The organism is Caballeronia sp. 11_S32 (genome assembly GCF_056930355.1).
In genome coordinates this window covers 236959-256736 of sequence record NZ_JBXOWH010000003.1, presented here as the reverse complement: position 1 = coordinate 256736, position 19778 = coordinate 236959, and the positions used below count along the sequence as shown (strand labels likewise).

The 19778-nt window shown below is 63.8% G+C and carries 19 protein-coding genes; 7 read left to right on the top strand and 12 right to left on the bottom strand.

Annotation, left to right across the window (positions count from 1 at the left end):
• Positions 1-13: 13 nt before the first annotated feature.
• The 5 genes from AC1Z32_RS12790 to AC1Z32_RS12770 all read left to right on the top strand — a co-directional run bounded on the left by AC1Z32_RS12790 (position 14) and on the right by AC1Z32_RS12770 (position 5205).
• Positions 14-931, top strand: coding sequence for an ABC transporter permease subunit (locus AC1Z32_RS12790; RefSeq protein ID WP_483479019.1), 918 nt, complete (start codon positions 14-16; stop codon positions 929-931).
• Position 932: 1 nt separating this feature from the next.
• Positions 933-1925 (top strand): ABC transporter ATP-binding protein, encoded by a 993-nt coding sequence (locus tag AC1Z32_RS12785; protein ID WP_483479018.1) that lies wholly within the window; start codon positions 933-935, stop codon positions 1923-1925.
• Positions 1922-2926 carry a peptide ABC transporter ATP-binding protein gene (locus tag AC1Z32_RS12780; RefSeq protein WP_483479017.1) on the top strand — a complete coding sequence of 335 codons (1005 nt, stop codon included), beginning with the start codon at positions 1922-1924 and terminating at the stop codon, positions 2924-2926. The genes AC1Z32_RS12785 and AC1Z32_RS12780 overlap by 4 nt, the downstream gene beginning before the upstream one ends.
• Before the next feature lie 45 nt (positions 2927-2971).
• Complete coding sequence (locus tag AC1Z32_RS12775; protein ID WP_483479016.1) at positions 2972-4063, top strand: TraB/GumN family protein; 1092 nt, start codon at positions 2972-2974, stop codon at positions 4061-4063.
• A 128-nt stretch (positions 4064-4191) separates the two neighbouring features.
• Positions 4192-5205, top strand: coding sequence for a glycosyl hydrolase (locus AC1Z32_RS12770; protein ID WP_483479015.1), 1014 nt, complete (start codon positions 4192-4194; stop codon positions 5203-5205).
• Here AC1Z32_RS12770 and AC1Z32_RS12765 read toward each other — a convergent pair.
• The 11 genes from AC1Z32_RS12765 to pxpB all read right to left on the bottom strand — a co-directional run bounded on the left by AC1Z32_RS12765 (position 5175) and on the right by pxpB (position 16376).
• Positions 5175-6248, bottom strand: a complete 1074-nt coding sequence (locus AC1Z32_RS12765) for a hypothetical protein (protein WP_483479014.1) — start codon at positions 6246-6248, stop codon at positions 5175-5177. The genes AC1Z32_RS12770 and AC1Z32_RS12765 overlap by 31 nt on opposite strands.
• The gene (locus AC1Z32_RS12760; RefSeq protein WP_483479013.1) at positions 6241-7491 is read right to left on the bottom strand and encodes an MATE family efflux transporter; all 1251 of its coding nucleotides are present in this window, start codon (positions 7489-7491) and stop codon (positions 6241-6243) included. Before AC1Z32_RS12760 ends, AC1Z32_RS12765 begins: the two co-directional genes overlap by 8 nt.
• Positions 7492-7503: 12 nt before the next feature.
• A complete protein-coding gene (locus tag AC1Z32_RS12755; protein ID WP_483479012.1) occupies positions 7504-8679 on the bottom strand; it encodes a Wzz/FepE/Etk N-terminal domain-containing protein in 1176 nt (391 codons plus the stop codon).
• Positions 8680-8748: 69 nt separating this feature from the next.
• Entirely contained in the window at positions 8749-9213 is a 465-nt protein-coding gene (locus tag AC1Z32_RS12750; RefSeq protein ID WP_483479011.1) for a low molecular weight protein-tyrosine-phosphatase, read from the bottom strand.
• Entirely contained in the window at positions 9210-10361 is a 1152-nt protein-coding gene (locus AC1Z32_RS12745; RefSeq protein ID WP_483479010.1) for a polysaccharide biosynthesis/export family protein, read from the bottom strand. Before AC1Z32_RS12745 ends, AC1Z32_RS12750 begins: the two co-directional genes overlap by 4 nt.
• A 16-nt stretch (positions 10362-10377) precedes the next feature.
• On the bottom strand, positions 10378-11610 hold the full coding sequence (locus AC1Z32_RS12740; protein WP_483479009.1) for a sugar transferase: 1233 nt from the start codon (positions 11608-11610) through the stop codon (positions 10378-10380).
• 456 nt (positions 11611-12066) lie between these two features.
• Entirely contained in the window at positions 12067-13023 is a 957-nt protein-coding gene (locus AC1Z32_RS12735; RefSeq protein WP_483479008.1) for a DUF979 domain-containing protein, read from the bottom strand.
• Positions 13020-13739 (bottom strand): DUF969 domain-containing protein, encoded by a 720-nt coding sequence (locus AC1Z32_RS12730; RefSeq protein ID WP_483479007.1) that lies wholly within the window; start codon positions 13737-13739, stop codon positions 13020-13022. Before AC1Z32_RS12730 ends, AC1Z32_RS12735 begins: the two co-directional genes overlap by 4 nt.
• A gap of 125 nt (positions 13740-13864) precedes the next feature.
• Positions 13865-14614, bottom strand: a complete 750-nt coding sequence (gene pxpA / locus AC1Z32_RS12725; RefSeq protein ID WP_062601686.1) for a 5-oxoprolinase subunit PxpA — start codon at positions 14612-14614, stop codon at positions 13865-13867.
• A 68-nt stretch (positions 14615-14682) separates the two neighbouring features.
• Positions 14683-15723 carry a 5-oxoprolinase subunit C family protein gene (locus AC1Z32_RS12720; protein ID WP_483479006.1) on the bottom strand — a complete coding sequence of 347 codons (1041 nt, stop codon included), beginning with the start codon at positions 15721-15723 and terminating at the stop codon, positions 14683-14685.
• On the bottom strand, positions 15720-16376 hold the full coding sequence (pxpB, locus tag AC1Z32_RS12715) for a 5-oxoprolinase subunit PxpB (RefSeq protein ID WP_483479005.1): 657 nt from the start codon (positions 16374-16376) through the stop codon (positions 15720-15722). The genes AC1Z32_RS12720 and pxpB overlap by 4 nt, the downstream gene beginning before the upstream one ends.
• Positions 16377-16560: 184 nt before the next feature.
• Here pxpB and AC1Z32_RS12710 point away from each other — a divergent pair, with 184 nt between their 5' ends.
• On the top strand, positions 16561-17073 hold the full coding sequence (locus tag AC1Z32_RS12710; RefSeq protein ID WP_483479004.1) for a winged helix DNA-binding protein: 513 nt from the start codon (positions 16561-16563) through the stop codon (positions 17071-17073).
• On the opposite strand, the gene AC1Z32_RS12705 is transcribed toward AC1Z32_RS12710, so the two are convergent.
• The gene (locus tag AC1Z32_RS12705) at positions 17070-17699 is read right to left on the bottom strand and encodes a 5-formyltetrahydrofolate cyclo-ligase (RefSeq protein WP_483479003.1); all 630 of its coding nucleotides are present in this window, start codon (positions 17697-17699) and stop codon (positions 17070-17072) included. The genes AC1Z32_RS12710 and AC1Z32_RS12705 overlap by 4 nt on opposite strands.
• A gap of 19 nt (positions 17700-17718) precedes the next feature.
• On the opposite strand from AC1Z32_RS12705, the gene AC1Z32_RS12700 reads away from it, so the two are divergent.
• Positions 17719-19686 carry a lytic transglycosylase domain-containing protein gene (locus AC1Z32_RS12700; protein WP_483479002.1) on the top strand — a complete coding sequence of 656 codons (1968 nt, stop codon included), beginning with the start codon at positions 17719-17721 and terminating at the stop codon, positions 19684-19686.
• Positions 19687-19778: the final 92 nt, after the last annotated feature.

The window sequence follows — 19778 nt, the reverse complement described above, 5'->3', positions numbered from 1 at the left end:
GGAAACACGACAAATGGCTGACGTTCAAAACAATCTCCCGCCCGGCGCGCTTACGCCGCCTTCCGGCCGCATGGTCGCGGCGCGCGAATTCTGGGCAAACTTCTCGCGCAATCGTGGCGCTGTCATCGCAGGCCTGATCGTCCTCGTGTTGATTCTCGTCGCCCTGACCGCGCCGCTGATCGCGCCGCATAGCCCGATCGAGCAATATCGCGATCACGTGAAGATTCCGCCCGCCTGGCTCGAAGGCGGTAATCGCATGTTCCTGCTCGGCACCGATGAAGCCGGCCGCGACATTCTCTCGCGCCTGATGTACGGCGCGCGGCTGTCGTTCTGGATCGGCTTCGTGTCGGTCGTGCTCGCGCTGATTCCCGGCGTCGTGCTCGGTCTCATGGCCGCGTTCTTCCACTGGCTCGACACGCCGATCATGCGCGTGATGGACGTGCTGCTCGCGTTGCCGTCGCTGCTGCTCGCGGTCGCCGTCGTTGCGATCATCGGGCCGGGGCTCGTCAACACGATGCTCGCCATCGCAATCGTCGCGCTGCCGGGTTATGTGCGTCTCACGCGCGCGTCCGCGCTTGGCGAGCTGCAGAAGGAATACGTGACGGCATCGCGCGTCGCGGGCGCGGGCACCGTGCGGCTCATGTTCTCGCAGGTGCTGCCAAACTGCGCCGCACCGCTCATCGTGCAGGCGACGCTCGGTTTTTCCTCCGCGATTCTCGATGCCGCCGCGCTCGGCTTCCTCGGCCTCGGCGTGCAACCGCCGGCGGCGGAGTGGGGCGCGATGCTCGCATCGGCGCGCGATTACATCGAAAGCGCGTGGTGGATCGTGACGATGCCGGGCCTGTCGATCCTGATCTCGGTGCTCGTCATCAACCTCCTCGGCGACGGGCTGCGCGATGCGCTCGATCCGAAACTCAAGCGGATGGGCTGATATGAACGATCTTCTGACTATCCGAAATTTGCAGGTGACGTTCGGCGGCACGCAGGCCGTCGATCGCATCGATCTTTCCGTGAAGCCGGGCGAAGTGGTCGGTGTCGTCGGCGAATCGGGCTCGGGCAAGAGCGTCACGATGATGGCGCTGATGGGCCTCATCGACGCCCCCGGCAAAGTGACCGCCGATCAGATCACGTTCGACGGCAAGGACTTGTTGAAGGCATCGGCGCGTGCGCGTCGCAGGATCATCGGCAAGGACATCGCGATGGTGTTTCAGGACGCGCTGACGAGCCTGAACCCGAGCTATACCGTGGGCTATCAGATCAAGGAAGTGCTGAAGCTGCACGAGGGTTTGCGCGGCGATGCGCTCAACAGGCGTGCGCTCGAGCTGCTCGATCAGGTCGGCATTCCGGATGCGAAGAGCCGCATCAACGCGTTTCCGCATCAGATGTCGGGCGGCATGAACCAGCGCGTGATGATCGCGATGGCCGTCGCGTGCAATCCGAAGCTCTTGATCGCCGACGAGCCGACCACCGCGCTCGACGTGACGATCCAGGCGCAGATCATGGAACTGCTCGTGAAGCTGCAGAAGGAACGCGGCATGGCGCTCGTGCTGATTTCGCACGATCTCGCGGTCGTGTCCGAAGTGGCGCAGCGTGTTGCGGTGATGTACGCGGGCGAAATCATCGAAACGAACCACGTGCCGACGATCTTCAGCGAACCGCATCATCCGTACACGGAAGCGTTGCTCGCCGCGATTCCCGAGCACAGCCGAGGCGCCGAGCGTCTCGCCGCGCTGCCGGGCATGGTGCCGGGCAAGGACGACCGGCCGAGCGGATGTCTGTTCGCGCCGCGCTGCAAGTATGTCGTCGACGATTGCTGGAAGGGCCGGCCGAATCTGTTCCAGCTCGACAAGAACGATCCGGCCGTGCGCGCGCGATGCATCAAGCCGTTGAACATCGATGTGGTGGTGGAAGGGGGCGCGCGATGAACGCCGTACCGAAGGAAATGAATCAGGACATCGTGCTCGCCGCGGACCAGCTCACGAAGCATTACGAAGTGAAGCGCAGCGCGTTCAAGCACGGCACGGTGAAGGCGTTGAACGGCGTGTCGTTCGAATTGAAGCGCGGGCGCACGCTTGCGGTCGTCGGCGAATCGGGTTGCGGCAAGTCCACGCTAGCGCGCCAGTTGACGATGATCGAAGCGCCGACGTCGGGCCGCTTGCTGATCGAAGGCGATGACGTCGCGGGCGCGAGCAAGGCGAAGATCGCCGAGTTGCGCCAGCGCGTGCAGATGGTGTTTCAGAACCCGTTCGCGTCGCTGAATCCGCGCAAGACCGTCGAGCAGACGCTGGGCGAGCCGCTCGCGATCAACACGAAGCTCAGCGCCAGCGAACGCGCCGAACGCATCGCGCACATGATGCGCACGGTCGGGTTGCGGCCGGAGCATGCGTCGCGCTATCCGCACATGTTTTCGGGCGGGCAGCGTCAACGCGTGGCGATCGCGCGCGCGATGATTCTGGATCCGCAGATCGTCGTCGCGGACGAGCCGGTGTCCGCGCTCGATGTTTCGATCCAGGCGCAGATTCTCAATCTGTTCATGGATCTCCAGGCGCAGTTCGGCACGAGCTACGTGTTCATCTCGCACAATCTGTCGGTGGTGGAGCATATTGCCGACGACGTGATGGTGATGTATTTCGGCGGCGTCGCCGAGCTTGGCGACAAGAAGACGATTTTCGCGAAGCCTCGTCATCCGTACACACGCTCGCTGATGTCCGCGACGCCTGCGATCTTCGAGGAAGACCGGCGCATCAAGATCAAGCTGCAGGGCGAGATGCCGTCGCCGCTCAATCCGCCGTCGGGCTGCACGTTCCATCAGCGTTGTCCGTATGCGATCGAGCGATGCCGCGTGGAAGAGCCGAAGCTGCGCGTGGTCGATGGACGTCAGGTGTCGTGTCATCGCGCGGAGGAAGTGGGGGACGACGAGGCCTGAAATGCCGGCGCGGGCGTGCACGGCGCGTCATGCGAATGTTTTAAGATGTCGGTCGTGCCGGATTCACTCGTCAAGCCGCGCCTCCTGCGCGCGGCGTTCGCCCAAGCGACAGCCTTCGTGCTGTCGTTCGTGCTGTTTACGGGCGGCGTGATTGTTTCGCCCGCGAGCTTTGCCGTGATCGGATCGCGCACGCCGCAGGCGGCGGGCGATGCCGGCTCCGCCGCCGCGCCCGCCAATCCAGCTTCGCCGCCGCGCGCGGATAGGTCGAACGGCACGACCGCGAGCGGCCCGGTGCGTGCGCAGCCGCCGCGCATGCCGTTCTATGTCGCGACGAAGGGCGCGACCACTCTCTACGTGCTCGGCACGCTCCATGTGGGATTCGCGAGCGACTATCCGCCCGAGCAGCCGTTTCGCAAACCCATACTCGCGGCGCTCGAAGCCTCGCCGACACTGGCGCTCGAAATCTCCCCCGACGAACTGCTTGTGTCACAGGACGATGTGAACCGTTACGGCATGTGCCGCAGCGAGTGTCTGATCGACTATCTGCCGGACTCGATGTGGAAGAAGGTCGAGGCGCGCATGCGCGGCAATCCCGCGGCGTTGAAGGAGTTGCGCCATACGCGGCCGTGGCTCGCGTCGATGCTGATCGAAACGTATGACACGTTGAAGGCCGGGTTTCAGAGCGAGTACGGGACGGAGGCACAGTTGCAGAATGTTTATCTGCGGGTGCGGGGGAAGATCGTCGGACTGGAGACGCTGAACGAGCAGATCACGACGTTTACTCGGCTTACGTCGGCGCAGCAGCGCGAGATGCTCGCGCAGGATCTGGTGCAGACGCCCGCGGAGAATATCGCGGATGTGAAGGAGCTGCATCGGTTATGGCGGATCGGCGATGCGGATGCTTTGAAAGCCTGGGACGATGCGAAGTCGAGCAAGCTCGCGAGGAACAAGGCGCTCGCGGATCAGGTGGATAATCGCGTGGTTTATCAGCGAAATCAGCGGTTTGTTAGCCGGATGGTGGCACTGGCCGCGCCGGATAAGCCGGTGTTCGTGGCTATCGGGGCGTTGCATCTTGGCGGGCCTAGGGGGGTGCTCGAATTGCTGAGGAAGAGGGGGTTTGTGGTGGTGGCGGGGTAAATATCGCATCCATTCCCGCGAAGGGGCGACAACAAAAGTTTTCGGGGCAAGCGCCATACGCACCCTACACTGTCCTATTCGCCTTTGAACTGGCACAGCATATTGCTCAGTGCAGCCTCTTTGACACCATGAAACGGTCTTCGCGAATTCTCAACTTCTTGCTTTCTGTGGTTGCGATAATTTGCGCTATATCGCAGGCAACGCCGCTGGCGTGCGCCAAGGATTCTTCGCGCGCCCTCGACAAACCGGCAGGGGTCGGTGTGCCCTCCGTGGGCATACAGGCCAAGATCGAAACCTTTTCGGAACGGGATGCCGCAGCGATTTCACGCGTCGGCTTCGAGTTCGTGCGCTTTGGCGTATGGACGGATCGTCTGGACGATGCGGCGTATGTGCGTCGCGTCGCGAGGGCTTTTGCAAACGCGGATGGCGCTCGCCTTCCGGTCTTGCTCACGATCCGTTCGACCATCCCGCTACGTGCCGCAGGCACTACGCAGCCCGCGCAGATGGAATTGGCCGGCCGACAATTCGGTGCGCATATACAAGCACTGACACAAAATTACGGCAAACAGCTTATCGGCGTCGAATTGTGGAACGAGCCAGATCTAAGCCGTTACTGGCCAACAGGCGAAGTGACCAAGACATTTCCGCCGTTCGTCCGAGGCCTGTGCGCGCAGATCGATACGTCGCCGTTACGGGTGCCGGTTTATGGCTTTGGCTTTGCACGCGCGCCGGTCGGCGGCAATGACGCGAGCAAGTTGCTGCAGTCAGCTCTCTCCGGCGCGCCGAACTGCATCGATGCCGTCTCATACCACGCATATGGCATGACACCGGCGCAGGTGGACGACGCGGCGCGTGAAGTTCGTTCGCGCTATGGCTTACCGACGATAATCACCGAATGGGGAGTGCCGTCTCAGGGCTCACCAACAAGCAGTCTCGTGAATCAGACGGACAGATTCCGCGCATTCGTTGCTTCTATCGATGCGCTCGATGTCTCGCTCGTCTCGATCTACGAGTGGAAAGACACGGACCGTGCGGCGAGCGGCCGCGAGCGCAGTTTTGGTCTCGTCGACGCGAACGGCGTGGCGAAACCTGCGCTCGATTCGATGACCGGCTACTTTGCCAGCCGCCCGGGAGCGCATTGATCGACGGCATATCTGGTGCATTGAGCCTGGGCGCTCGTGGCGAACAGCACCATGCAGAAAATCGATACGCTGGATAGATGCCGCACGTAACTGCCAAGATCGGGCTCGAACAACATCGACACCATGATGTGGCCCATCACCAGACACGCGAGCATGCTGGCGCACGGTCCGGCTTCAGTGGCAGTGTGCGATGTCCGGGTTGCACGCCATGCGGCTATCACGAAAACCTGCATCGCAAGACCGCGTGGATCAGGCGAAAAGAGAATCGGCAAATGCAAGCGAACGACCGCATATAGATAGTCAATGCAAAAAGCCGTGAATGAGTCGGGTGGCAGCAAGTTATAAAAACTGGTGCGCGCGCCGTAAGGAGACTGGTACACGAGGTAGTCGACAGCCATGTCGCGCGGATGCAGTAACGCGGTATATGCGCCAGAAGGCAACAAAACCAGGACGAGCAGAACGGTGCCGACCAGAACGATGCGCGTTCTTCGCCCGGCGCGTCGAAAAAACCAGAGTCCGGCGCCGGAAGCGACGATCAGAAGGAAATATCGCCGCACGAGCAGCGCGTAGGTGGCGTAAGCCACGAACGCGACCACTGCGGTAAATCCCGCGCGCCTGCGCCGGAGCGTACCTACGATCAACAACGCCATGGCAACGACGAGCGTGTCCTTCGAGGCGACGAACAGATTGAAAAAAACGCAGGGTGCACCGAACAGCAGTGCCATACTCAGCGCGCCAGCGTGCTTCACGCGGCTTAGCAGGGCCCAGATGAACCACACTCCGATCGCCATTACGAAAAGGCCGAGGAGCGCCGGACCGAACATCGCATAGAACTTGCCGACGGCATCGAATGAAGAGCCATCGTAAGTGCTCGCACCGTCCATCTGTGCCTGGATCTTATCTGCATCCCGGTACAGAAATTCGGGCAGCAGGGACTTGCCGGCTACAAACAGGCCGATATAGCCGCACGACGATATCCCAGCCAGCCAGGCGATCAGGCCTTGGCTCAGTCGGGGCCCGGTGACCATCAATCGCTTAAACATCGTCGTATGCGCCGGCCCGTCGTCCGCCGAGCGCCCAGGAAAGCGCAAGCAGAACCGAGATACTGGCCAGCAAATGCGCGAATGCGACTCTCGTTGCCCCGTGATCGGGAATGAGCCAGAGGGAAAGCGTTAGTGCAACAGCAGCGGCGATGCACATGCCGATCACGATACGAGTTCGCGCCTGGCGGGCAATCGATGCCGACCAAAGGAGATCGCCGATGGAGCGGAGCAGGAATGAGACAAGCAGAATGGAAAGTGTCGTAAGCGCTGCAGGTGTCAACCGTTCTTTTGCCAGCCAGAAGAGAAGCGGCGACATACACGCGATTCCCACTGCCACCGAAACGCTCACGCCGACCGTGCTACGAAGCGACTGGCCGAACGCAGCACGCCAGTCCGCATCCGAGCCGCCAGCCGCGCGTGCAAGGCGTGGTCCGACGATCACGCCGACGGTCGCATAGGCGATCGTCTGAGCTGCGTTCGCAATCGACCAAACGAAGACATATCGCCCGACCTCCGCGGCGGAAAGCCAGGCGGACGCGACGAAGCGCTCCGCATACTGCAGGCCGGCCAGCAGAATTCCCCCGACATAGAAATGCATGCCTGCTATCCAGGTGGCGCGCAAGTTCGATGCGTGATCTCTCTTTGCGGCTGTGACGTTATTGTGGTGCGGGGCGATGCGCGTCAACAGTGCCCATGCCCAGGCGATCACGCCAACGTTCGTGAGCATCCAAAGGACGAAAATCACCCGTACGTCGCCGAACATGTGCGTCAGCAGGCCGGCGATCGCGATGGCTGACCATCCGCCGGTTCTCAGGAACAGCATCACCGAACCTTCGCGGTTCCGGTGAACGGAGAAGACGTACGTGTTGGCTTCCAGTGCGTAGTGCTCGCTTGCGGCGACGAGCAGCACCAGACATAACGACTCCGGATCTGCTGACGCGCCCGCAAGCCAGCCGCACAAGGACGCAGTCATGAGCCCCAGGCCTGCTATCGCATAGAAAACGGCGTAAACGCCGCGCAGCGTGCGCGCCGATTCGATCGCAGCCTCGGGAGCCGTACCGCTCAGTTGCCGGTTCACTTCGGCGCTGAAACCGAGCCCGCACAACTTCGACGCAATCACCGAGACCGCAACCGCCAGTCCGTATTCGCCAATCGCCGCGAAGCCCAGCATGCGCGCGATCGCGATGGTCAGCCCGAACTTGGCAGCGAGTGATGCCGAACGCAAGAAGAGACGCAGTAGCATGGCCGTCTGCCCTCAGACGTCCAGGAGTTGTGGTCTTTCGCGATGTGAATCGCGTTGCATCGCGTCCGTACCGGCGGCATCCCGTAGTATTTCTATCAGTGACGCCCGTTGCGCCGAGATGCGCGCCAGCGCGCCTTCCGTTGCGTCCCAGAACGCCGGGAGCGCTTGCGGAGAAAACAGGTGTTGCGCAACCGCCGCGGCATCGAAGTCGGCGGCATTCGCGACCCAACCCGGAATGCCCAGATCGTCGTATGCGCCAAACCCCTTGCGTTCGTAGCTGAGATGAAACGCCGGAACGCCGTGAAGCAGCGACTCGAGCGCGCCGTGCAGACGGACCGACACAACCGCGTCCGGCGTATCGTGCTGAAGCAAATGACGCAAGCTCGGCAACTCTCCAGATACGCCCAGGCGTCGGTAATACGCGGCATCATCGTTGCCACGACCGACGCTCTGTACCGCAAAGCTGAGCCGGCACTGGTTTTGCGACAGCGCGATGATCTCGCGCGTTGCGAACGAATGGCGAATCACGGAGAAGCTGGTTCCCGGCAATGCGTCGAAGCGGGCGACATTGATGAAAAGCGGCCCATACGGTGTATCGACCTTGCTTTCGACGCCGACCTTTCCGCGCACTGGCAGATCGAGATACGAGCTTGTCAGCGTGTAGTGACCCGAGTCACCCACGCTCAGCGTGAAGGTTTCTTCCTGCAGCTGCTTTGGAACATCGAAGCGCAACAGTTCTGCTCGCTCATGACCCCAGGCGAACCCGCCGATACCGAACACTCCCGGGTGAACTGGCTTGTCAAATACGCGTGCCATGAAATCGCCGATTACCGGAAACCGCTTGGGTGTGACGTCGATATAAAGCCGCCGCCTTTCCACGGCTCGTGAGACCACTAGCCTGGACGTGATGATCTGGGCTTCAGCAGCAGCTGACGACTTCACATCGAAGAGCGTCGACATTTCGTTGAGCAGGCTGCCGGCGACTCCCCCACCTGCGCTGTCCTCGACTTGAATCATGATGTCGGCCTGGTACTTCGGAGGCCACAAGAAAGCCCAGGCCGTGCCGGCCAGCGCGACGACTGCCATGATCAGGACGATGCGCCACGCGTTCTTGAGAAGCGTGTCGATGACGGCAATTACATCCAGCTCGGCGGGTTGAGCCAGGCTGGGGCGATCAGGGTGTGACATGCGTAGTTCCATCAAGGGGGGCGAACCGCATCGCGTTTGCGCGGCGGACGGTGCGCCCCGGTATCGGGTTCAGAGCGTGGACTCGGGCCTGGACGCGGGCGTCGCGCGTCGCAATCTGCCGAGCCAATCGACGACGCCGCGTTCGATTTGCGCGAGCGAAGCCTTGAAGGCGTTGATATCCTGGCGATACGGATCGACGACATCGCCCTGTACGTCGTGCAGCAAGCGATAGACGCGACCACGCGAAGACGAATAGCGCGCCAGAAGCTCCTCGCGCTGAGCGAGCGTCATCACGAGCACGAGATCATGCGAACTCATCATTTGAGAGTTCACCGTCCGCGCCGCGTGACCCGACAAATCGATATCTCGCTCGCGCATCAACTCAACGGCGTGAGGATCAGCGGGCCAGCCCACGAGCGCATGCGTCCCCGCCGACGTCACCGCGAGCTCCGGCATCTCACGCGCGAGCAGCGCCGCCGCGAGCGGACTGCGGCAGATGTTGCCCTCGCACACCATCAGCACTGAGCGGATCATTTCGCGATCACTCCCGCGGTAAGACCGGTGTTGATCAGCGGCATGAGCAGGCTGATCACGCGGTTGAAGCGCACGAGGCCGCTGCCGTCGACATACACGATGTCCTTCGGCTGCAACTTGAATTCGTTCGCGACGAGCATCGACACCGGCGAACGGCTGTCGAGGTGGAAAACCTGCGGCGTGTCGTTGACCGAGCGGACCACGAACATCTGCGCGGTGTCCGCGGTATTCGAATTGATGCTGCCGACTTGCGAGATCGCGTCCGCGAGCGTCAGCGCGCCATCGCGGCGCGGCACCGCCGAGCCGGGCCTGTTCACTTCGCCCATCACGTACACGGCGTTTTCATCGCGCGGCGTGATGCGCAGAACATCGCCGGCCCTCAGATAAAGCCCCGACGGATTGAGCCCTTGCGCGATCAGTTGCGGCACATCGATCCGATGGGACGCGCCACCGCGCACCAGCACCACATCGCTCTGATCGGCGTTGTCGCTGAATCCGCCGGCGTGCGCTATCGCGTCGTAGAAGCTGAGCGGCACGTCGGTCAGGGATAACGCGCCGGGATTGCGCACCTCGCCGTCGACATACACCTGGCGCGAGCGATAGGACGCCATGCGCACGGTGACCTGCGGCTTGACGAGATACGTCGAAAGAGCGGTCGTCAGCTTTTGCTGGATCTGATCGGTGCGCAGGCCGGCGACCGCGAGCGTGCCCGCGTAAGGGAAGCGCAGATTGCCGTTCTGATCGACGACGAAGCCGCTCGCCGGATCGCTCGCCTTCGCCGATGGCTGGTTCTGCGACGTGCCGACCGCCGCCGCGAGTTCCGGGTGATCCCATACGACGATCTGCAGCACGTCGCCCACGCCCACCGTATAGGGGCCAGGCGCGCCGAAGAGCCGCTTCGCCTGCTGGTCCTGATTCGCCTTGCGCTGATCGGCGAAGCGCTTCACGAGCGCGAGATCGAGCTCCGTGACCGGAATCGCGGGCGTCGCCGCGGTGGCTTCGATATGCGGACGGGCTTCGCCCTGCGCGGTCATGTCGCCGGAGCTGACCGGCATGCGGAAGCCCGGCGCGAACGCACAGGCGCCGAGCATTGCCGTCATCGCGGCCGCCATTGCAGTCCCGCGAACGCGCTGCATCGAGTAAGTCATGATTGAGTCCTGCGCGTCAGTACGCATTGCGATGTACGAAACCCCGCACGATGGTCGCGAGCACGATGCGCATGTCGAGCGCGAACGACCAGTTGCTGAGGTAATAGAGATCGTGTTCGACCCGCCGCTGCATCTTGTGGACCGGGTCGGTTTCGCCGCGCAGCACGTTGAAAAACTGCGGCAGTTCGTCGAGGCTCGTGCGGCGCAGGAATGCGCCGAGACGAGTGACGCGCGGATCGTCGCGGGTGGCTTGCACGACCACGCCTTCGTCGTTCGTGTGCGCGTGCATCGTGCGGAACTTGTAGATGTCGAAGGGCTTGCCGTTCACGCCCCGGCGCCGCTGCCTGAAGAGCACGGGACCCGGCGACGTCAGCTTGACGGCGAGCGCGATCGCGATCAGGCACGGCGCCAGCGCGATCACCGCGCAGAGGGAAAAGACGCGGTCGAAGTTCGCCTTGATGGCGCGCGCTTTGGCATCGAGCGGCGCGGCGACGAGGTCGATCGCGAGCGCGCCTTCGAGATCGACGCGATCGCCCTGAAAGCGCGCGATGCGGCTCACGTCGGGAATGAAGCGAATGTTCAGCAGGTCATTGCGGAAGATTTCGAGGAAGCGCAGCATCTCGGTTTCGTCAGTGAGCGGCAGCGCGAGCCACAGTTCATCGATGTGATGGGCGCGTATATGCGCGGCGAATGCGTCGATGTCGCGAAAGACGGGCACATCGGCCGGGTGGGCGCCGAAATGGGCGTCGATGTCGAACAGCGCATCGATGCGGCATGCCGCATCGCGCATCGCCGTGATGCGCCGGACGAACGTCGCGCAACGCTCGCCGCGTCCCACTACGGCCACCGAGACGGGCCGCACACGCCGCGCAACGGCCATCGGGCCGAGCAGGCGGCAGAGCATGACGCCCGCAGCCGTCGTCAGACAGAAGCACGCGAGCCAGGCGGCAGACGGCTCATAGTCGCTATGCATCCACTGGATCGGGCACACCGCGCCGGCCTCACACAGCATCCAGCCGAGCGCCGGCAGCACGAGCGCGCGCCACGGCGAAGAAAGGTGCGTCAGGCGTTTGATACAGACGCTAGACAGCACCGTCCACGCGAAGATGATGGCGAACGCGGCGACCGCGCCGTCATAACAGGGCGTAGTGCCTGTGGCGAACAGCCGGTGAGACGCGAGTGCGCTGATGGCGACGACGATCGTTTCGAGCAGGCGCAACAGCAGATCGGGGCCTGCGCGTAGATTCAAGAGACGGGAATAACTCGGCAAACGCATGACGGAATCGGTGACGAAAGACCGGCTCGCCGATGCGCGCGCGATAAGGCGCGAGGTACGAAATACGAGTCGAACTCTCAGTCAGTTCGTGAAACACGCGATCGGTGCGTGGCGTCTGACGCGCTTTTGGCAATCAAACGTTGACGATGCTTGGCACCAAGCTTTCCTAAGCACCGATGGGACACCAGAGTCTCCGTCAAATTGCCGAGTACCAGATATAGGCGGGTTCTTAATTGTTCTTAATCAACAGATCTCGATGCCCGGCATTGAATGAATGCAGTAGCTCTCGGAAGACTGCCGAGGGTCCTTGGCAAATCGCGGGTGACTGTGTCGACGGACGTCGATGGAACTGCGGAGGGGGAGAGGAAGGGAGTACAGCCGGAAAATCAGCGCGTGAGACGGCGGCGATCGCCGCTCACGCGCCCGTGCTCAAATAAACATCAGCCAGTTCAACAAGAAAATGTTCGCAATCAACAGCGTGAGTGCCGTCGGCACCTGCACCTTGATCACCGCGTTCTTGTCCGGCAACTCCAGCAAGGCCGCCGGCACGATATTGAAGTTCGCGGCCATTGGCGTCATCAGCGTGCCGCAGTAGCCCGAGAACATGCCGATCGCGGCCATCGTCGCGGGATTGCCATGGAACACGCCGACGAGAATCGGCACGCCGACGCCGCCCGTCATCACCGGGAACGCGGCGAAGCCGTTGCCCATCACCATCGTGAAGAGCGCCATGCCGACCACGTACACCGCGACCGCGACGATCCGGTAATCCATGTTGACGTAAGCCGTCGTCACGTGCGCGACCGCCTTTCCGACGCCCGCATCCGAGAACACCAGCCCGAGCATGCCGAGCATCTGCGGCAGCACGGCGGCCCACGAGAGCGCGTCGATGAGGCGGCGCGTCTCGCGCATCGACTGGCCGACGGTGTCGCGCGTCATCACGCACGCGATGGCCAACGCGATCACGCAGCCTATGCCGAAGCCGATCAGCGTCACGTTCTTCAGCTCGATCAGCGGCACGCCGCCGAACACGAGATACTTCGCGCCGAGCGTGAGAATCACGGTGACGACGGGAATCGTCAGCGCGGGCACGAACAGCTTGTTGCCAAGACGAACAGCGCTCTGGCGGCGCGTCTCTTCCGAGAGCATCTTCGGCTTCGCGCCGGTGACGCCGCCGAGCCCGGCGATCAACGCCATCGCCACGACGAGCACGCCGACCACCGTCACCGGCAGCCAGTCGCCGACCAGAAAGATGAGCGCGTAGATCAGCCAGAAGCCGCCCGCGGAGAGACGCCGCGGATGCGACTTGTCCGTGAGGATCATGCCCGCGACGACCACGAGCACGATGCCGACGAGATAAAAGAGATAGTTGATCGTGAGCGTCATGCCTTCTCTCCCGCGATGTTGCGCGTGAGCGCGTCGAGCTCGCGCGCGAGCTTGCGGTCGAGCAGCCAGAGGCGGAAGCCGTGGATCAGGAACGCGCAGATGGCGGTGGGAATGCCCCACACGGCAACGTGCATCGGCTCCACGACGATCCCCGCTTCCTTCAGGAAGGTGACCATCAGCACGATCGCGCCGAAGGCCACGAAAATGTCCTCGCCGAAGAACAGGCCGACGTTGTCGGTCGCGGCCGAATACGCGCGCAGCTTGAAGCGCGTCGCGTCGGACAGCTTGCCGTAACGCGCTTCGGTCGCGCCTTCGGCCATCGGCGCGAGCAGCGGGCGCACCATCTGCGGATGGCCGCCGAGGCCCGTCAGGCCGACCGCCGCCGTGATCTCGCGCACGAACAGATAGACGATCAAGAGACGCCCGGCCGTTGCGGCCTTGATGCTCGAAATCCACATCTGCGCGCGCTCGCGCAGGCCGTGCCGTTCGAGCAGGCCGATCACCGCGAGCGGCAGCAGGATGATGAGCGGAATGTTGCGCGTTTTAAGAAAGCCGCTGCCGATGGCAGTCAGCATTTTCTCGACGGGAAAGTGCGCCGCGAAGCCGGTGATGATCGCCGCCGCCGCGACGATCAGCATCGGATTGAAGCGCAGCACGAAGCCTACGATGATGACGGCCACGCCGATGAGCGGCCATAAGTTGACTGGGGTTGCCATGAGATCTCCAAACGATATAGACATCGCGCCTCGTATTGGGCGCGTGATTTCACCACATGCGGCTCTGGCGGCCGCTTGCTGAAACGCCCCGGCCCCGCGGGGCGTTCAATCCTTCGATGAGCGCGTCAGGCGGCCGCGTGCGCGGCACGGACTTCGATGCCCGCATCGGCGAGCGCGCCACGAATGCGCCGTGCGAACTCGAGCGCATGCGCGCCGTCGCCATGCAGGCAGATCGTCTGCGCGTTGAGCGGCACCCATTCGCCCGACACCGCGCGCACGCGCTGCTCGCGCACCATCGCGAGCGTGCGGTCGAGCACGACGTTTTCGTCGTCGAGCAACGCGCCCGGCTCCTTGCGCGGCACGAGCGAGCCGTCCGCGCGGTAACCGCGATCCGCGAACACCTCCTCGATCGCGATCAGACCCGCGCGCCGCGCCGCTTCGACGAGCCCGCTGTTCGCCAGCCCGAACACGAGCAGCGAGGGATCGAAATCGTGCACGGCGGAGACGATCGCGTCGGCGATTTCCGTGCTCCGTGCCGCCTGGTTGTACAGCGCGCCATGCGGCTTCACGTGCGCGATGTGCCCACCTTCCGCCTGCGCGATCGCCGAGAGCGCGCCGAGCTGATACAGCACGCCCGCGTAGATTTCCTCCGGCGGCAGGTCCATTTCCCTGCGGCCAAAGTTCTCGGGATCGTTGAAGCTCGGATGCGCGCCGATGGCGACGCCCTTTTCGACGGCCCAGCGCACGCAATCGCGCATCGCGGTGGCGCCCCCCGCGTGCCAGCCGCACGCGATGTTCGCGGAACTCACGAGATCGAGCAGTGCTTCGTCGGAGCCGCAGCCTTCGCCGAGATCGGCATTGAGATCGATTTCCATGATGTCCTTTGCTTTCGTCCCATTGGATGTTGAGTGCGATGCGCCGCGTCTGTCGCGCGGCTTTTGATTCAGGAGCCCGCGCGGCCGATGCGTTCCTCATGCATCGCGATGGCGGTTTCAACCTGGCTCACGTACTGCCGTTCATCGGCGAGCGCGTGGCGCGCCTCTTCCACCGACGTCTCGATGAAGCGCACGCCGCCGTTCAGCTTCACCTGCGCGAGCTTCCACAGATCCGCCTTGATGACCGAGCCGATCTTCGGATAGCCGCCGGTCGTCTGCGCGTCGCCCATCAGGACGATCGGCTGGCCGTTCGGCGGCACCTGGACCGTGCCGGGCAAGACCGCGTGCGACAGCAGTTCGATCTTTTCGCGACGCTTGAGCGCCGTGCCCGAGAGGCGAAAGCCCATGCGGTTGCTGTTCGGCGTGATCGTCCATTCCTCGTTCCAGAAGCTGTCGTGCGCGGTATCGCTGAAGCTCGCGTATTCCGGGCCGCGCAGCACGCGGATCGGGACCGCCCACGCGAGGCTCGGCGAGTGACGGCCGCGCCGCACGGGTTCGTCGACGAGCACGAACTTGCACCACGCGGGCGCCTTCACGCCGAACGCGGGCTCTTCCGGCGAAAACGCGATGCCCTTGTGCGGCTGCGGAACGCCGACCGGCAAGCGGTCGCCGTCGCGCAGCGCGCGCCCGCCGAGGCCGCCGAAGCACGCGGCGAGATCGGTCGAGCGCGAGCCGAGCATCGGCAGGACGTCGATGCCGCCCGCGATGCTCACGTAGCAGCGCATGCCGCGCTTGGCCGCACGCAACGTCAGTTCTTGGCCCGCGCGCACCGGCAGGCTCCACCACGAATAGACCGGCTCGTCGTCGAGCGTCGCGCCGAAGTCCGTGCCGGTGATGGCGATGCGCGTCGCGTGCTTGAAGCGCAGCACCGTGGGCCCGAACGTGATCTCGATGCCCGCCGCGTCCGGCCTGTTCCCGACGATGCGGTTGCCGATTTCCAGCGACAGCGCATCGAGCGCGCCACCGGCGCTCACGCCGAGGTGCCGGTAGCCGCGGCGTCCGAGGTCCTGCACGGAGGTGAGCACGCCCGCGCGAATCACGTCGATCATGCACGCACCTCCAGCGCCCGGAAGCGCACGCGGTCGCCGGGCTGCATGAGCGTCGGCGGATTCCTGGCCGGATCGAAAAGCTTCAGCTCGGTGCGCCCGAGCAACTGCCAGCCGCCGGGCGAGGCCGCCGGATAAATGCCCGTCTGCGCCCCGCCGATCCCGACCGATCCCGCCGGCACCTCGAGACGCGGCTCCGAACGGCGCGGCATCGCGAGCGCGGGATCGAGTCCGCCGAGATACGCGAAGCCCGGCTGGAAGCCGAGAAAGAACACGACGTATTCGGCTTCCGTATGGCGCTTCACCACTTCATCGACTGAAAGGCCCGTGTGCTGCGCGAGCGCGGCGAGATCGGGGCCGTCGCCGCCGCCGTAGCGCACCGGAATCTCGATTTCGGCGGCATCGGCGTCGATGGTCTGCGCGGCGGCGTCCCAGCCGCTTTCCAGTTGCGCGGCGAGCGTTTCGTAGTCCGCTTCGAGCGGATCGAACACGATCGTCAGATTGTTCATGCCCGGCACCACCTCGACGACGTGCTGCATAAGGCGCGCGTGCTCGGCCAGCGCCCAGATGCGGCGCTGGCAGTCGAGCGTGGCGGGCGGCGCGGCGTCGAGCACGAGCGCGGTGTCGCCGAGCGGATGAATGCGTGGTCTTGTCATGCGTCTGATTGCCTTTTGCGGGGCGCGTAATTCGTGGTTCCGATGATGATTGCGCCCGTCGCAGAATGTTACATTGTCAATAAATTATCAAGAAATTATCAATTCACGTTTTCGCCGAGACGCGCCGTCGCTCGCCAAAATGACGTTGCGCTACACTCCAACGCACTTCACATCGGTCAAAGCCATGCCGCGTCATCCCACCAAGATCGTCTCGTCCGAGCATCTCGTTTCCGAAGCCAGCGCCGAACTGTCGGAATTCGAGTACGGCCTCATCATGGCGGGAAACGCGTTCAATCGCTGGATGGTGCGCTGCATGTCCGCGGCGGGCGCGAAGGACATGACGGCGGTGGAAGTGTCGCTGCTGCACCACGTGAGCCATCGCGACCGCAAGAAGAAGCTCGCCGACATCTGCTTCGTGCTGAACATCGAGGACACGCACGTTGCCACGTATGCACTCAAGAAACTCGTCGCTCGCGGCTATGTGCAAAGTGAGAAGACGGGCAAGGAAGTGTTCTTTTCCGCGACCCCGGCGGGGCGCGAGCTGTGCGGCAGGTATCGCGAGGTGCGCGAGGCGTGCCTCATCGAGACGCTGCGTGAAAGCGGCCTCACCAACGAGCAGATCGGCGAGGCCGCGCAACTGATGCGCAATGCGTCCGGTCTCTACGATACCGCCGCGCGCGCGGCGGCCTCGCTCTAGTAGACAGACGTTTCGGTGACGATCGCGTCGAGCGGCATGTCGTGCGTTTCGCGCGGCAGCCTGACGCACTTGCCCGATTCGTACGCGATGCCAATCTTGACTGGCCGTTTGCCGTTGGGCCACGCGGCGAGCGTGCGATCGAAATAGCCGCCGCCGTAGCCCAGGCGATACCGGTCCGCATCGAAGCCGACGCACGGAATCAGCAGCAGGTCCGGCACCACGACTTTTTCTTCCTCGGGCACGGGAATGCGGTAGCGGCCGAGCTTCATCGGCGCGTTTGCGCTCCATGCGTGAAAGACCATCGGCGCGTGCGGCGTGACGACGATCGGCAACGCCGCGCCGCGCGTGGCGTCGGCGGCGAGCCAGTGTGTCATCACCTCACGGGCGTCGAACTCGCCCGCGACCGGCCAGTACAGGCCGACGCACCGCGCGTCGTGCCCCGCGAGCACCTCCTGAATGCGCGTGGCGAGCGCCGCGTTCTTCGCGGCCTGGCCGGCTTGCTCGCTTTGCGCCTCGCGGGTCGCGAGAAGCGTTGCGCGCAAGGCGCTTTTGGGCTCGATCTTGGGTTGATCGCAAACGTTGCGTGCTATGCTTTCCTCCGATCTCAGGACTTGGTTCAAGACCATTCGCGCTCCAGAAATAAAGATGTCAAAACGCCTCAACCGAGTATATCTCGCGGTCGGCACAGCCCTTGCCGCGGTGACCCTCGTCGCCTGTGGAACGGCTTCCGCCGTCCGTCCCGACGCCGATTTTTCGCCCACATCAGACGACCGCATCTTCCTGCAGTTGCGCGATGCCGCGCGCGCGAACGATGCCGGCAAAGCCGCCGCGCTCGCCGCGCAGATTCCGGGCTATCCGGCGCCGAGCTATATCGAGTACTTCACGATCAAGCCGCAGCTCTTCGATTCGCAAGGCCACGCGCGCATCGACGCGCCGGACGCGCCGGTGCTCTCGTTCCTGCAGCGCTACGATGGCCAGGCTATCGCCGATCGCCTGCGCAACGACTATCTCGTCGTGCTCGGCAGCCGTCACGACTGGAAGAACTTCGAGCAGCAATACTCCCGTTTCGTTCTCAATGACGACACGCAGGTCAAGTGCTACGCGCTGGAAGCCCGCCTGTCGCGCGGCGAGAACGTCACGGAAGCGGCGCGCGCGCTGCTCGTCGAGCCGAAATGGTACGGCGACGGCTGCGTCGACCTGATCGGCGCGCTCGCGGAGTCGGGCCAGTTCACGAGCGATGACATCTGGCAGCAGATCCGTCTCGCCTACGAGCAGAACTACACGACCACCGGGTCGAGCATCGTCGAGGCGCTCGGCCAGGAAAAGCCGAAAGACACGCTGTTCGACGACGCCGTCAACAAGCCGCCGCTGTATCTCGCGCGCGGCGTGATGCCCAATACGCCGGCGCATCAGCTGACGCTGCTCGCGATCACGCGCATGGCACGCAACGACCCGGCCATGGCCGCGGCCACGTTCAGTTCCGTCGCGCCGAGCCTCACGCCCACCGAGCGCGCGACCGGCTGGGGCACCATCGGTTATCAGGCGGCGCTCAAGCGCATGCCGTCGGCGGCGGACTGGTACCGGCTGTCGGCGAGCGCGCAATTGTCGAACCCGGCGTACGAATGGCGCACGCGCAGCGCGCTGCTCGTCGGCGACTGGAACATGGTGCGCTGGTCGATCGAACAGATGCCGCCTACGCTGCGCGCGCAGCCGTCGTGGGTCTACTGGCACGCGCGCGCTGTGAAGCAGGCGGGCGACGCGGCCACGGCGAATCAGGAATTCCAGACCATCGCGGATCAATACAACTTCTACGGCCAGCTCGCGCTCGAAGAGCTTGGCCAGAAGATCAACGTGCCGCCGCGCACGGCCGTGTCGGATGCCGAAATCACGCAGATGCAGTCGGTGCCGGGCTTCGAACTGTCGCAGCGTTTCTATGCGCTGAACATGCGCCTCGAAGGCAATCGCGAATGGAACTGGCCGCTGCGCACGATGACGGACCGCCAGCTGATCGCCGCCGCGCAGTACGCGAAGCGCATCGAGCTGTTCGACCGCACCGTCAACACCGCCGACAAGACCCGCGTGGAGCACGATTTCTCGCTGCGCTATCTGTCGCCGTTCCGCGATATCGTCGAGCGCGATGCGCAGAACACCGGTCTCGATATCGAATGGGCGTACGGCCTCATCCGCCAGGAGTCGCGCTTCATCATCAACGCGCGCTCCGAAGTGGGCGCGGGCGGGCTGATGCAACTGATGCCGGGCACGGCGCAACTCGTCGCGAAGAAGATCGGGCTCGGGCCGGTATCGCGCGCGCAGATGAACGATATCAACACCAACATCCTGCTCGGCACGAATTACCTGTCGATGATCTACAATCAATTCGACAACTCGCCCGTGCTCGCCACCGCCGGCTACAACGCCGGTCCGGGCAGGCCGCGCCAGTGGCGTCAGGACTTGCGCGCTCCCGTTGAGGGCGCGGTTTTTGCTGAAACGATCCCGTTCACCGAGACTCGCGATTACGTGAAGAACGTGCTGTCGAACACCGTCTACTACGCTGCGCTGTTCGAAGGCCGTCCGCAGTCGTTGAAGGCGCGTCTGGGCTATATCGCACCCTGACGCCGTCCCGAAGCGAACCCTCACGCCCGCGCGTCGAATGACAGGACGCGCGGGCGTTTTCATTTCCGCCCCTGCCGTTCTGAACTGAAGCC

Bases quoted from the DNA above. Each gene is read 5' to 3' on its own strand.
- AC1Z32_RS12755 (WP_483479012.1), bottom strand. From the start codon at position 8,679: ATGTCACACCCTGATCGCCCCAGCCTGGCTCAACCCGCCGAGCTGGAT.
- AC1Z32_RS12705 (WP_483479003.1), bottom strand. From the start codon at position 17,699: ATGGTCTTGAACCAAGTCCTGAGATCGGAGGAAAGCATAGCACGCAAC.
- AC1Z32_RS12760 (WP_483479013.1), bottom strand. From the start codon at position 7,491: ATGCTACTGCGTCTCTTCTTGCGTTCGGCATCACTCGCTGCCAAGTTC.
- AC1Z32_RS12710 (WP_483479004.1), top strand. From the start codon at position 16,561: ATGCCGCGTCATCCCACCAAGATCGTCTCGTCCGAGCATCTCGTTTCC.
- AC1Z32_RS12750 (WP_483479011.1), bottom strand. From the start codon at position 9,213: ATGATCCGCTCAGTGCTGATGGTGTGCGAGGGCAACATCTGCCGCAGT.
- AC1Z32_RS12765 (WP_483479014.1), bottom strand. From the start codon at position 6,248: ATGTTTAAGCGATTGATGGTCACCGGGCCCCGACTGAGCCAAGGCCTG.
- AC1Z32_RS12775 (WP_483479016.1), top strand. From the start codon at position 2,972: ATGTCGGTCGTGCCGGATTCACTCGTCAAGCCGCGCCTCCTGCGCGCG.
- AC1Z32_RS12730 (WP_483479007.1), bottom strand. From the start codon at position 13,739: ATGGCAACCCCAGTCAACTTATGGCCGCTCATCGGCGTGGCCGTCATC.
- AC1Z32_RS12735 (WP_483479008.1), bottom strand. From the start codon at position 13,023: ATGACGCTCACGATCAACTATCTCTTTTATCTCGTCGGCATCGTGCTC.
- AC1Z32_RS12780 (WP_483479017.1), top strand. From the start codon at position 1,922: ATGAACGCCGTACCGAAGGAAATGAATCAGGACATCGTGCTCGCCGCG.
- AC1Z32_RS12790 (WP_483479019.1), top strand. From the start codon at position 14: ATGGCTGACGTTCAAAACAATCTCCCGCCCGGCGCGCTTACGCCGCCT.
- pxpA (WP_062601686.1), bottom strand. From the start codon at position 14,614: ATGGAAATCGATCTCAATGCCGATCTCGGCGAAGGCTGCGGCTCCGAC.
- AC1Z32_RS12770 (WP_483479015.1), top strand. From the start codon at position 4,192: ATGAAACGGTCTTCGCGAATTCTCAACTTCTTGCTTTCTGTGGTTGCG.
- pxpB (WP_483479005.1), bottom strand. From the start codon at position 16,376: ATGACAAGACCACGCATTCATCCGCTCGGCGACACCGCGCTCGTGCTC.
- AC1Z32_RS12785 (WP_483479018.1), top strand. From the start codon at position 933: ATGAACGATCTTCTGACTATCCGAAATTTGCAGGTGACGTTCGGCGGC.
- AC1Z32_RS12700 (WP_483479002.1), top strand. From the start codon at position 17,719: ATGTCAAAACGCCTCAACCGAGTATATCTCGCGGTCGGCACAGCCCTT.
- AC1Z32_RS12745 (WP_483479010.1), bottom strand. From the start codon at position 10,361: ATGACTTACTCGATGCAGCGCGTTCGCGGGACTGCAATGGCGGCCGCG.
- AC1Z32_RS12720 (WP_483479006.1), bottom strand. From the start codon at position 15,723: ATGATCGACGTGATTCGCGCGGGCGTGCTCACCTCCGTGCAGGACCTC.